Raw genomic sequence first — 13,309 nt, forward strand, 5'->3', positions numbered from 1 at the left:
GTGAAGGGCTCCCGCTTACTCGACTGGGATACGCGGGTTAGATGAGACCCCGGAAGGCGCCAGCGAGGCCACTGAAAAAGTCCTTTTCTATTAATAATGAACTTTTTGGAAAAACACTATCCCAAAATCACGTTGTTTTTCCTGTCAAAGTGGAGTATTAAGTCCGATTTATCCCTAATTTATAAGCTGAAAGTGGGGATGGAATTTTTAGGGATTTGCTTTTATTAAAAATTACCGGACTTTTTCAGTGGCCTCGCGCCAGCCTGAGGAGGCTCAGCGCACGCCCACGGAAAGCGACTCCTTCCCCACCGCCCCTTTCTCCACCCCATCATCTCGGAATCGAATAACCATTGATATATAAGGAGGAAAATAAGAGACCAAATCATATGCGATTTGGTCTGCTAATTCGTATGCTATTTCATATGTTTCTCCACCGAAACAGAACTATTTAGGTCAAAATGTGTATGCTTTTTTACTTATTCCTTTAGTATGAATAAACACAGAGTTAAAAAAGAATGGCACCGTTAGTAAAGACAGAGGAATGGTCTCAGGGGAAACGATTTGCTTTCCGGGTGTTAAGAGGTGAGCCTCCTTCAGAAAAGCGATCGCGAGCGACCTGTGGCGTAGAGAGGAGGCTCCGACGGTGTTCGCGCCCCCGGAAAGCGAGCTACCCCCCACCTTATCCTTTGTTACTCATTCTGGAGCTTTAGAATTATACAGTTGTTTGATTTGCATTTCACAATGTAATTGAATCTCTTTTTTAATAATTTCTCACCATAATGGAGCTTTTCACCTTATAAATACATTAATCAGTGAGAAATTGATAAATTTCATCATATTTATCCGCACACTGAAGATCTAATTCAGTTAATCCTTTAGCATTCCAAGACGTCAGCTTCATCGTCACGATTTTATAATCAATACTTATAAAAGGATGATGCTGAATTTCTTCAGAATAAGCAGCCACCTCATCTACGAATTTAATTCCTTTTAGAAAATCACGAAAACGATATCTTTTTACAATGAATTTTTCGTCTTCCAGTTTCCAGCCATCCAGTGAATTAACTCTTTCTTGTTTTAACTCTACAGGAATTCTTTCCTCCATGACTCTCATCCCTTCTTTCTTAATTTTGCACTCAGTTCCAAAAATTCTTCTACATCGGCCACACATAGTTTTAAAGCATCTTCCCAAAAATCCGCTTCCTCTAAGTTTACTTCTAAATGTTTTTTGGCCAAGTCTTCTACATTCATAACCCCTGTATCTTGTAATAAAGCTATATATTTCTCCTCAAATTCAGGTCCTTCTTCTACTGCTTTTGCATATATTCCAAGACTGAATAAATAGCCAAAAGTATAAGGGAAGTTATAAAAAGGGACATCTGTGATATGAAAATGAAGTTTTGAAGCCCAAAATGTAGGATCATATTCGTCCAATGCATCTTGGTACGCTTCTTCCTGTGCTTCAATCATTAACTCATTCAAACGTTCTGTAGATACAGTACCCGATTTCCTTTCATTATAAAATCGTATCTCAAATAAATAGCGAGAATGAATATTCATGAAAAAAGCTACACTTCTTTGAATTTTATCTTCTAAGAGTGCCAGCTTTTCATGTGGATCTTTAGCATTCTTTACTGCGGCATCAGCAACAATCATCTCGGCAAATGTAGATGCTGTTTCAGCAACATTCATAGCATACCCTTGATTCAATATAGGAAGATCATTCATTACATGCTGATGATACGCATGCCCTAACTCATGAGCCAGAGTGGCTACGTTTGAAAGGGTCCCAGAATACGTCATGAATATACGTGTCTCCTTACTATGAGGAAAACTCGTACAAAACCCTCCCGGACGCTTGCCTGGACGGTCTTCTGCCTCAATCCAACGATTTTCAAATGCTTTTTTAGTAAACTGTGCCATAAGGGGACTAAATTTTTCAAAATGCTTTATAATAAAATGAGCACCTTCACTAAAATTCATTTTTTGTTCACTATTCCCTAAAGGTGCGTTTACATCGTATATACTTAGCTTTTCTAAACCGAGCCATCCAGCCTTTTCATTTAAAAAACTTTTATAGTACTTTTTATACTTTGTAATAGTATCCCACATCATATTCAGAGTTTTTTCGCTCATTCTATTATAAGCGAGCGGTTCTTTTAGAGAATTATCCCACCCTCTATGGTTATACGTTTGCAGCCGGAATCCTGATAAATGATTTAATGTTTCTGTAAATAAATCAGCATCCTTTTCCCATGCTTTTTGCCACTTTTCAAAAACACCTTTTCTTACCTTGCGATTTGAGTCACTTAATTTGTTAGAAGCTTGACCCACTGACAATTCCTGACCTTCAAAAGGAATTTTGATTTTGCCTACGATTGTATCGTACATTTGTCCCCAGGCATGATATCCGTCAACAGCTAAATTATTAATAATCGCCTCTTGATCCAACACTAATTTGTCTTTAGCCTTTTCACGGCGTTCATCTAGATTGAAGGCTACCTTTGATAGTTCAGCTTCCTTAAGTAATGGCTTCCAAATATTCACGTCAATTTTTATAAGTTTTTGTTCAAACTCTATTTGGATATTGGAATATTTTGCAGCTATTTCAGTTCTTTTCGCAACCCATTTTTGAGCCTGTTTATCCTCAACGTCTTGAGCAGAAAGACAACTTATAAAAGCTCCAAACTCATGCATTCTTTTCACCACATCTTGCATGTGTATAACCAGTTCTGACAATTCTTCTGTTTGCTCCGGATTCTTTGGATGAGTAAATCGTTGAACTAACCAATGTAAATTTGCCATCTTCTCTTCTAGATCATCTACATAATTATGAAGTTCCTTCGACTGACTTCCCCCATCAAAAATACGATCCAAATCCCATTTTTGCTCATAAGTTTCCATTGATTCTCTCTCCTTATCTTCATGATATATTTTTGATATACTATGTAAGCTCTGTTCTTCTATAACGCACACTATTATTAAACTAACTGATTGAATTTTTATTAGTTAAAATTATAACAAAAAGTAGCAGTCACCATGTTCAAACAATCAGCTCTTCATCTGACTATTATAGCATCTAATTTTTCCGGGTTCTTCTGAATTAACAAACACCACAACCTTTTACTGGACTCGACTTTCCTTTATTATGGAAATAGGAAAACTAAAATAACGTTGTTTTTATTTTGGAAAGGATGATAAGCTTATGCGATATAATCGGCAAGAGAGCCTTCGATACACCTTTCAAGATCCTCCATCTACATTGTTTAAAATTATTCAAATCGATGAGCAACCTGTAAAGACTTCGAATGGGAGTGGCTTTATTCTCAATTTGAGTCCGAGTGGAATGTTACTATCTACCGGTTTGAAACTCCCCTTCCAAAAGAATATTCAGTTATTATTAAATACAACCTTGTCTAATAAACCTGTTGAATGGAAAGCGGAAGTTGTATGGGGGAAGGAAATAGGGACAACGTATCAATATGGATTAACCTTACTTGATGATCACCAAGAGGAAATCATACATACCTTGAAACAATATAACGCCAATCAGGACTTTAAGTAACAGCATTTGCTGTTACTTTTTTTGTGTGGTAACAATTGTGTGGTACCAGGTACCGCTCAATTTTCAAACAATTCAAAATAAACACTTTCCTCAATATTTCAATTATGTTAAACTAAGTTTGTAACATAATTGAAATGTAAATGTCATAAAACTTAAGTTTTTGTAATATTTTGTCGTCTATTATGTAGTAGAAAATGAACAAAGGAATTCTTTAGTACTAACGTCACTTGCTTTAGTAGAATATCTTCCATAGAAAGGAGCTTTTTTAAATGAGACACAAAGCTGAGTATGATTCTACAGATTTCATCTATGGTTTAGGTGGTTCCGCTGTTCTCACTAGCATTCTTTACGTACTAATCTATATAGTCTAATATAAACAAATTCTATTGTGTAAACCCATCTCTTTTCGCAAAGATATGGGTTTTTTAGTGTAATGATTTCAATGACTTTTGTTTTACATATGCCTCCTCTATACTTAAGAGCATGAGGTGATCAAATGCTTATTAAACATGAAGGCTATCAAAAAGTCTTTCAAGAAAAAAAGTTAACTTTTGGATTAACTATTCCTTTAGAAAACCATCATAAACAGGTTCCGACTATGGAATATCAAATAGAGCGAGCTCAGTTAGCTGAGCAATTAAACTTTAAAACTTTATGGTTGCAGGATGTTCTCTTAGAAGATCCGACTTTCGAAGACCCAGCCACTGGACAAATTTTCGATAGTTTTATATACGCAACCTATTTAGCATCACATACGTCGTCAATAACAATCGGAACGGCCGCAACTGTACTCCCCTTGCGTCATCCCCTTCGTACAGCTAAAGAAGTGGCGAGTATTGATCGACTTTTTCCAGGACGATTCTTACTAGGTGTGTCTTCTGGGGACCGCCGAAAAGATTTTGAAGGTTTAGGCATTCCTATTATGGAACGTAGTGAATGGTTCAGAGATGCCTTTGATCATTTTACACGTGCTCTTTATAATGAATTTCCAACACACCAATCTCGCTATGGAAAAATGCACAAATCCAATTTGGTCCCTAAACCTAATCAACAAATTCCTGTATTGATGACAGGATACTGTCAACAAACATTAGATTGGGTGGCCGAACACGGCGATGGATGGATGTACTATCCACAGCGCCCTGAGCAACAACATGAGATTATTCAGCAATATCGTGAGAAAGTTCGTACTTTTCACGGGCAATCCTTTCGACCTTTTATTATGCCTCTACCTCTGGATTTAATGAAAGATCCCTATCATCCAGTCGAAAAGATTCCAGCTGGATACAGAACAGGTCGATTAGGGTTAATTAAAATTCTTGAAAAGTATCGTCTTGTCGGAGTGAATCATATTATGCTTGGATTATCGCAAAGCACAAGGGGAGTGGATGAAGTAATTGAAGAACTTGGAAAGGAAGTACTTCCTCATTTCCAATAGAAAGGAGTCATGAACCATGAGTAATGAAGAACCTGAAATTCTCCTAATGGGCACGATGCATTTTGCTATGGATGCGGATATTGTCGATCATCAAAAGGATCAAATTCAAAAAGTGGTAGATAACTTAAAAGAATTTGAGCCAACTAAGATTGCTGTAGAAAAGTCCTTTTTAATTGAAGAAGAGCTTGATCGCAAGTACAAGGAATATAAAAATCACCAACTTATTCCAAGTTATGATGAAGTGGAACAATTAGCTTTTCCTCTCGCTCATCATTTCGAACACTCCCAAGTATACCCGGTAGATGAAGTAGTCGATATGTCTAACCCTACCCTAAATCAAACTTTTGAATGGGCAAAAGAGTATCAACCTACGCTTTTTAAAGAGATTATGGAAGTTCAAGCAAATTTAAAAAAATTCGAAAATAACTCGACATTTATCGAACGTTTAAAGACTATCAACCATCCTGACTACATTGCAGAACTTCAGAGAGTTTATATGAAGCTAACGCGTGTAGGTGATCGCCAACATCAAGTAGGAGTTAAATGGTTAAAACAGTGGCATGAGCGTGACTTAGCGATCGCTGCTAATATAGGAAGAATAACGACTCCCGAAGACCGAGTTCTCGTTCTCATTGGTGGGGATCACCTTCATTTACTTCGCCAATTTTTATTAGATAGTGGAGACTTTCGAGTGTCGTCTTTCTTAGATTATCAATCAAAGTAAAAAACGGGAGCCCTTAAAATAAATAGTTCGGTTTTGGAGTACCAAAACATATGTAGATGGAAAAATAGCAACAGAATTATCGAACCAATTGGTAAAGAAAAACGCTTGGACATTTTAATATCCAAGCGTTTTTCTTTATATTTTCTTCTTCAAATTGTAGGCTATTCATAGAAGACAGTTTGCAACTGCACACTTGTTCCATATGGTGTAGCGAACACAGAAGATGACTTTTGGCAGTAGGGCCGTTCATTAAAAGCAAAGGATGGGTGGCTAGGAAACGGGGAGATTCCCAAGCCCCCATTCAATGAACCTCTCTATATCAAGGATTTTAATAGCACCGCCCGCTATCAAGATTTGCATGCAAACTTAGGAATGGCTGCCTTTTCCTGAAGTGGTATCGAGAAAATCATATGGTAAAGGGACGGAGGGAAACGGTGAGACTCCGATGGGATCTGCGGGACAGCTGAGACCCCACAGGACGAAGTCCGAGGAGGCACAGCGCCCGCCCCATGGAAAGCGAGCCGTTTCCCGCAGCCCCTACATTCACACAAACATCTCGAATTCAAGCACAATCTCTGATTTTGTATGCTAATTTATATGTTAAATACCGATAATCGTTGATAGAACAAACAAGGAATAATAAGAGACCAAATCATATGCGATTTGGTCTCTTCATTCGTATGTTATTTCATGTTTTGTACTCGAAAACTGAACCCGTTACCCTTAAAAAAGAGGGTTTTCCGTTTTCACCGTAATCGCCTAGAAAATTAATCATCTTCATCTTTACGGTCCTCTAAGACTTCTAAAGCTGAACGTCGCTTCTTCTTATCTTTACGTTTCCAGCGTTTAATATGGATCGTCGGAGCTTCGTAATCATCTGAAGCTCGAATATCTGTATTCGATGCCTTCATAAAGGACCATGCTAACAGAAACATAATGAAGATAAGCGGAAACCCGCCAACAATACTTGCCGTTTGTAAAGCCCCGAGGCCTCCTAAGAACATTAGGGTTAACGGCATAATAGATAGAGCAAAGGCCCAGAATAGTCGGTTCCAACGAAGAGGTTCTCCTTCCACTTCCTTCTGAACCACAGCTGCCAAAATATAAGAAGAAGAATCAAAGGTTGTCGCCAAGAAAATAATTGCTAATATCGTAAAGATTAATACAATAAATTTAGCTAATGGCAACTGATTGATAATTTCTATAATGGTCGCAGGTGCTCCATATTCGTTTAGGAATCCCACCGCATCGAACTGCCCAGTAAGTTGCATATACAAGCCAAAGTTTCCCATGATACCGAAAAATAAAATACATCCTATCGTTCCGTAAATCATAGTACCAAGAATCATTTGACGTATGGTACGCCCCCGCGAAATACGTGCTACAAACAAACCAACAAACGGTGCATACACTAACCACCAAGCCCAGTAAAACACTGTCCATGATTCAGGAAAAAGTGTCTCTTCAAATCCACTTAAGTTTCCAAATGGCTCCACCCAAGTAGCCATCTTAAAGAAATTATCCAGTATAATACCTATTGAATTAAATGTTGTTTCACTTATAAAACGAGTTGGACCAACGAAAAAGACATATCCTAAAATAAAGATGGCCAGCCACAAGTTAATATCACTTAACACTTTAATTCCTCTTCTTAAGCCAGAATAAGCACTAAAAGCGAAGATTGTCGTACATAATAGCATAATAGCAGCTTGCATCCCCAAAGTAACTTCCATACCAGTTAAACTACTAATCCCTTCCGCAATCATCGGAGTACCAAGCCCTAATGTAGTTCCTGCACCACCTAATAAACCAAATATGAATAAAACATCTATGATCGTTCCTATAGGACCATCCACGGTTTTACCTAGGACAGGCCGAACGGCTTCACTAACTTTAAGTACTGGTTTCTTTCGTACATAATAGAAATAAGCAATCGGTAACGCTGGTAATGTATAAATAGCCCATGCTATCGGTCCCCAATGGAATATTCCATAAGCGGTGGACCATTGAATCGCTTCGATACTACTTCCTTCTACACCAAAAGGCGGCCCTTCATAGTAATAAGCCCATTCGATTACAGACCAATATAAAATACTCGATCCAATACCAGCAGCAAACAACATGGCAGCCCATGATATAGTGTTGAACTCGGGTTCTTCTCCTTCATCTCCTAATTTAATCTGGCCATTTTTACTAAAAGCTACATAAATAAGGAATGCGAAAATTAATAAACCCATGATCATATACATTACGCCGAAGTTTCCAGTCATAAATGTATTTGCTTGATTGACAACTTCTTTACCTGCTTCAGGAAAGAAAATCAGAGGTATAGTAACCCCAAATAGTAGAATAAGAGCACCTATAAACGTACTCCAATCGATTAATTTTATATTCAAAAAAATCGTCCCTTTCTCTGTTTATTTTTTGGCTATGCTAAACGTTAGTGTTGATACTTGCACGAGTTGAAATTTATTCAATCATCGAACAGTATTTTGAATAAAGAGTTGTAAAAAAGAATGGTTCCGTTAGTAAAGACAAAGGAATCAAATTCTTTATACCAAAGTCAACAACATGATTTAATACAGCCCTTTTTAAAAAGTTACAAAGAATAACAAAAGGTTATCTCAAAGATACGTATAACCCTTTCTAGACACAAAGTAATGTTTAATCGACACCGCGAAAGTAATTTGACATATTCAACTAATTAACTGACGATGATAGTTAATTGCTTTTGAGAAAGAGGGATCTTCTTGCATCTTAATCATGATAAAATAAGAGCATTTCTCTATACATGTTTTGTATCAGTGTACATATTTTCTTTATTTTCCAATCATTCGACTATAGAAAAGGTGCTAGGAATTCTTGCGATTATCGCTATCTTTGTTTCATTTAAAGGAGCCACACGTACCTTTCAGATCATTTCAATTGTCTTTTTAATTGCAGGGTTCATCCTATTTTTCACAAACCCTTATCCCTTATATAGTTTGCCAAATTATTTTACTTCGACAGCACTTTTATTAAGTCTTTTATATTTTTTACCTTATATTAATAACATGATCCAAATTGGCCGCTATGATACAGACTTAAAAAATTTATTAAAACTACGTGCAAACCATCTAGGAAAAATATATTATCGAAGTTCTTTGATTGCCTACGTACTTTGTTTATTTGTGTTTTTTTCATCCATTACGATTGTACATGGAGTCGTCAAAGATGTTACAAAGCAAGCAAACCAGCAAATCATCGATAAGTTATCTAGCCAGTCCATCCTTCGTTCTTTTGCTTTAGCAAATGTCTGGAGTCCTATCGAAATTTTTATTGCACTAACTGTCACTATTACAGGAGTCAGCTATTTTGAACTTTTTCCTTGGGCTTTACTTTTCTCCATACTGTTATTACTGATAGATTGGGTTTATGGATGGTTTAAATACTGAAATGTGTCTATAACAATAGATTTACAGGATCAAGTTCCTAAACAAATGCTTTTTCGAAAAATCGGACTGCTTTTTTCAATGTTATTCATATTAATTTTAATTGCCTTTTTCGTTGAAAAATGGCTCGCTCTCTCGTATTTTAATGCGGTAATTATAACGATTCCTTTCTTCACGCTCATTTGGTCGGTTGCTATTAAACAATTTAAATCATTTATTAGCTATAATGCGAAAGTTTGGGTTACACAAGTCAACGGGTTGCAGAACTTAATGTTATTATTCTTATCTCTCGGCTTCTTTAGTATGATGTTCGAAAATACATCGATTATACAGACATTACAAGAACCGCTTCTCCTCTTAACGTCTGTACCCTTAGTCATTTTTATTGCGATCCAAGTGATATCCTTAACCTTCTCACTTATAGGGATTCACCCATTAGTCACCATTAGTCTAATGGGAACACTGATTCAACCCTTACTGACGGAACTGAATCCTCTGAGTTTAGCTATCGTTTTATTAACGTCGACCCTTGCAAGTGATGCAGCAGGTACCTTTAACACAACGATTTCTATCATGAGCCAAATAACAAAGCGTAACCCTTATAGAGTTACGCTTTGGAACTTACTATTTGCAATTTGGTTTGGTTTGGCTGGAAGCTTATTAGGATGGCTTTTACTATAAAATAAACTGTTAAATCATGTTGATAATTTTTGTTACAGGAAATATTGATAGTTGAATAAAATAAGTTGCTTATTTTATTCAACTATCAACATGAACATTTAACATATCCATAAAAGGAGCAAATTCACATGTTCAAAAAAATTCAAGATATTTGGGCTAACGTCAATCCCTTATATATTCCGCTGTTCACAGCTATTCCTGTTGGCACCTGGTTACTTATTGGAAATACATATTGGGGAAGTACGTACTTAACCCTATATATATTAATCATATTATTCCTCGCGTTTGCAGGTGCGGTAGAAATAAGTAGCGAAGAAGCAAAATATCAAGTATTTGGGTACATCTATATGACTTTTAGTCTCTTCCTAGGCATTGCAGGGCTAATACGCTGGCTGACTTAAATAAAAAAGAGGAAGGGTAAAATCATCGGAATCATAAGAATAATTGTGAAAATAAGCCAAGCATTTTGATTCTCGCTTGTTATTTGCTTCCTGTAAGACATAGCCCATGCCATTAGTAGAATGATTGTCATAATAATACTTCGTAAATGCAAATCACCATCTTTATTATTTGTAAAAATATAAACTCCTCCTTCTACGAGAAGCAGAAGTCCTACTGCCGTGTTAAACACATGCGTAAAAAATTTATTCATGTAATCACCTCATCTAAGAAGTATAGCAGACCACATGAATAATAGGGAATGAAAAAATCACTTGGGACATTTTAATCTGTATTCCATTAAATGCGATCAATGAATTGTTTGAGGGAGTCGGTTAATTCAAAGGTTGGAGTATTTCTTTTTAATATTTCCCAATGATCAGGATAGAATAACACTTCTAACAATGTACGATCATCAGCCGTCAAAGTTAGTCCACCGTTGACTTCACCTGCCCCAAACTCAGTTTCTGATGCTGACGGACTCTCTTTCAAATCTTCTAAAAGTCCTCTGATTTCTTGTTCCTGTTTAATTGTTTCAGTTTCCTCTCCCTGTTCAAATGAATAGATCGTTAGTTCTAGAGGTCGTTTATAATCGTTCCAATTATGTGGTGTTACAAAGTCTTGATCAAACGATACTGGATTAAAAAAATATTGGTTGTTTATATAATAAACTCCTGAAGTAAGAATAACGATCAGTGATATAATTATTGCGATTTTCTTTCTCATAAACTCACCTCTATCACGTTGTTATGTATTTATATTACCTATGTATTATACGAATATCTCCTAGAAATTGTTTCACTTTATTTCCAATTTTTTAGATAAATTTCTAATATTCCGTTAATATAGCTAAATAAATAAGCCCCAAGGTCTAGCACAAGTGCCTAGACCTTGGGGCTTTACTTATATATCTTTATAAAATCCAGTTGCTTTCCCTTCAAAACCCAATTTCTCGTAAACTGAATGGGCTCCTTTCCTTTCTTTTCGATTACCACTATTTAAGATAAGACGATTAGCTTTTTTCATTCTAGCCCAATCTTCCGCCTTCTCCATCAATAAACGACCGATACCCTTACCTTGAGAAGATTCTTCTACAACAAATGAGATCACCCTTACATGTGTACCTGTTGTATGATAGGCAAGGCTATATGACATACCAATCATTCCTAGTAAACGCTTCTCTTCTTGATACACATAAGTTTGATAAGAGTCATCAGCCAGAATCGTCTGAAGACGAACCTTCATATCTCTTCGATTAGTAGGGTAACCTAATTCCCCCATAAGAAAAGATAACGGTTCCGCATCGTGAACATCCACCTCACGAATCATAAATTCTTCACACTAATCTTTGTTCCTGTTTCCTAAGATCTACTCTACGAATTTTTCCAGATGTAGTCTTTGGAAGTTCCTGAACAAATTCGATTTTTCTCGGATATTTATAAGGTGCGGTTAAACTCTTAACATGGTCCTGTAGATTTTTAGTTAGTCCTTCTTCTTCATTATATCCATTTTGTAATACGATAAAAGCTTTAACCACATTTCCACGAACATCATCTGGACTGGCTACAACTGCACATTCCTTGACAGCTGAATGCTTAATCAAAGCATCCTCTACTTCAAAAGGTCCAATTGTATATCCTGAACTAATGATAATATCATCACTACGACCTTCGAACCAATAATATCCATCTTTGTCTTTAGTCGCCTGATCTCCGGTAATATAATAATGTCCTCTTTGAGTCATTTTTGTTCGTTCAGGATCTTTATAGTATTCTTTAAATAATGCTGGAGTATCGATATGAACCGCAATATCACCAACCTCACCAGGATAGACTGGATCTCCTAGCTCATCAATAATCTCCACAGAATTTCCAGGAGTAGGACGTCCCATTGAGCCAGGACGTACTTCCATGTCTTTCATTATTCCAACTAGTAATGTATTTTCCGTTTGTCCGTATCCGTCCCTGACAGTCAAATTGAAATGATTTTTGAATGTAGAGATCACTTCCCGATTAAGAGGCTCACCTGCAGAAACTGCACTATGCAGGGAACTAAGCTGATAATCATCTAGATTATCTACTTTTGCCATCAGACGATATTCTGTTGGTGTACAACAAAGAACATTAACTTCATATTCGTCCAATAAACCCAAGTATGTTTTCGGATCAAATTTACCTTGATAAATAAGACCAGTAGCACCTTTACCTAGTACAGATAAAAACGGACTCCATACCCATTTCTGCCACCCAGGACCAGCCGTAGCCCATACCGTATCTCCATCTTCAATTGCCAACCAATTATCTGCTGCGGTTTTTAGGTGGGCAAACCCCCATCCATGGGTATGAACCACTCCTTTTGGATTACCTGTTGTCCCAGAAGTATAAGAAAGGAAAGCCATATCATCTCGTTGAGTGGAAGCTACTTCTAATTGATCAGACTCTTCCTCCTTTAAATCATCTAAACTGAGCCAGTCATCCTTAGGACCGCCCACGGAAAACGAGATAAGATTTTCCATCTCGTTCACTCCATTAAATTGCTCAGTGAATGCTTCATGACAAACCACAGCTTTAGCCTCACCATGAGATAAACGGTAGGATAGATCCTTTGCACGCAGCATTTCTGAACTTGGGATCACAACTAGCCCCGCTTTTAAAGCTGCAATATAGACTTTATAAGCAGAAATAAGCCTGGGGATCATCACAAGAATTTTATCACCTTCTTTTAATCCCGATTTCAGAAAAGCATTCCCCATTTTGTTAGCATTTTTCATTAATGTTTCGTATGTAATATCCTCTTTATTGCCATCTTGATCCAGCCATTGAAGCGCTTTTCTTTCAGGTTTGTTTATATACTTTTCAATTTCCTCTACCACATTATATTGCTCTGGTGCGATTAACTCTTCACGATTCATATGATTTCCCCCTCACAAAGTATCCATCGATCGAACTCATTATATCAAATTTTCCGAATTATTAATATTATCAACTAGCAGATAGTAATATGGTATTTAAAAAAGCCATTAGAATAATTTT

At 36.8% G+C, this 13,309-nt stretch carries 13 protein-coding genes; 6 read left to right on the forward strand and 7 right to left on the reverse strand.

The window, feature by feature from the left end:
- Positions 1–805: 805 nt before the first annotated feature.
- Positions 806–1,114 (reverse strand): 4a-hydroxytetrahydrobiopterin dehydratase, encoded by a 309-nt coding sequence (locus ACFQIC_RS08395; RefSeq protein WP_204709959.1) that lies wholly within the window; start codon positions 1,112–1,114, stop codon positions 806–808.
- Complete coding sequence (locus ACFQIC_RS08400; protein WP_204709957.1) at positions 1,111–2,904, reverse strand: M3 family oligoendopeptidase; 1,794 nt, start codon at positions 2,902–2,904, stop codon at positions 1,111–1,113. The genes ACFQIC_RS08395 and ACFQIC_RS08400 overlap by 4 nt, the downstream gene beginning before the upstream one ends.
- A gap of 301 nt (positions 2,905–3,205) precedes the next feature.
- Here ACFQIC_RS08400 and ACFQIC_RS08405 point away from each other — a divergent pair, with 301 nt between their 5' ends.
- The 3 genes from ACFQIC_RS08405 to ACFQIC_RS08415 all read left to right on the forward strand — a co-directional run bounded on the left by ACFQIC_RS08405 (position 3,206) and on the right by ACFQIC_RS08415 (position 5,727).
- Complete coding sequence (locus ACFQIC_RS08405; protein ID WP_204709955.1) at positions 3,206–3,565, forward strand: PilZ domain-containing protein; 360 nt, start codon at positions 3,206–3,208, stop codon at positions 3,563–3,565.
- Positions 3,566–4,061: 496 nt separating this feature from the next.
- A complete protein-coding gene (locus ACFQIC_RS08410) occupies positions 4,062–5,003 on the forward strand; it encodes a TIGR03571 family LLM class oxidoreductase (RefSeq protein WP_204709953.1) in 942 nt (313 codons plus the stop codon).
- Between the two features lie 16 nt (positions 5,004–5,019).
- Entirely contained in the window at positions 5,020–5,727 is a 708-nt protein-coding gene (locus ACFQIC_RS08415) for a DUF5694 domain-containing protein (protein ID WP_204709951.1), read from the forward strand.
- Between the two features lie 767 nt (positions 5,728–6,494).
- On the opposite strand, the gene ACFQIC_RS08420 is transcribed toward ACFQIC_RS08415, so the two are convergent.
- Positions 6,495–8,123, reverse strand: coding sequence for a BCCT family transporter (locus ACFQIC_RS08420; protein ID WP_204709949.1), 1,629 nt, complete (start codon positions 8,121–8,123; stop codon positions 6,495–6,497).
- A 408-nt stretch (positions 8,124–8,531) separates the two neighbouring features.
- Here ACFQIC_RS08420 and ACFQIC_RS08425 point away from each other — a divergent pair, with 408 nt between their 5' ends.
- From ACFQIC_RS08425 to ACFQIC_RS08435, 3 genes are all read left to right on the forward strand, one after another.
- Complete coding sequence (locus tag ACFQIC_RS08425; protein WP_390217033.1) at positions 8,532–9,161, forward strand: hypothetical protein; 630 nt, start codon at positions 8,532–8,534, stop codon at positions 9,159–9,161.
- A 3-nt stretch (positions 9,162–9,164) separates the two neighbouring features.
- Complete coding sequence (locus ACFQIC_RS08430) at positions 9,165–9,839, forward strand: hypothetical protein (protein ID WP_204709947.1); 675 nt, start codon at positions 9,165–9,167, stop codon at positions 9,837–9,839.
- A gap of 128 nt (positions 9,840–9,967) precedes the next feature.
- Positions 9,968–10,240 carry a hypothetical protein gene (locus tag ACFQIC_RS08435; RefSeq protein WP_204709946.1) on the forward strand — a complete coding sequence of 91 codons (273 nt, stop codon included), beginning with the start codon at positions 9,968–9,970 and terminating at the stop codon, positions 10,238–10,240.
- Here the strand turns inward: ACFQIC_RS08435 and ACFQIC_RS08440 are convergent.
- The 4 genes from ACFQIC_RS08440 to mbcS form a co-directional block, all read right to left on the reverse strand.
- Positions 10,237–10,491: a hypothetical protein gene (locus tag ACFQIC_RS08440; protein WP_204709945.1), complete on the reverse strand. Its 255-nt coding sequence runs from the start codon at positions 10,489–10,491 to the stop codon at positions 10,237–10,239. The genes ACFQIC_RS08435 and ACFQIC_RS08440 overlap by 4 nt on opposite strands.
- Positions 10,492–10,577: 86 nt before the next feature.
- Positions 10,578–11,003 (reverse strand): hypothetical protein, encoded by a 426-nt coding sequence (locus tag ACFQIC_RS08445; protein ID WP_204709944.1) that lies wholly within the window; start codon positions 11,001–11,003, stop codon positions 10,578–10,580.
- A 177-nt stretch (positions 11,004–11,180) separates the two neighbouring features.
- Positions 11,181–11,606: a GNAT family N-acetyltransferase gene (locus ACFQIC_RS08450; protein ID WP_204709943.1), complete on the reverse strand. Its 426-nt coding sequence runs from the start codon at positions 11,604–11,606 to the stop codon at positions 11,181–11,183.
- Between the two features lie 7 nt (positions 11,607–11,613).
- Positions 11,614–13,188, reverse strand: coding sequence for an acyl-CoA synthetase MbcS (mbcS, locus tag ACFQIC_RS08455; protein ID WP_204709942.1), 1,575 nt, complete (start codon positions 13,186–13,188; stop codon positions 11,614–11,616).
- Positions 13,189–13,309 lie beyond the last annotated feature (121 nt).

Origin of the sequence: Halobacillus seohaensis, assembly GCF_042663045.1 — a bacterium.
Lineage (GTDB): Bacteria > Bacillota > Bacilli > Bacillales > Halobacillaceae > Halobacillus_A > Halobacillus_A seohaensis.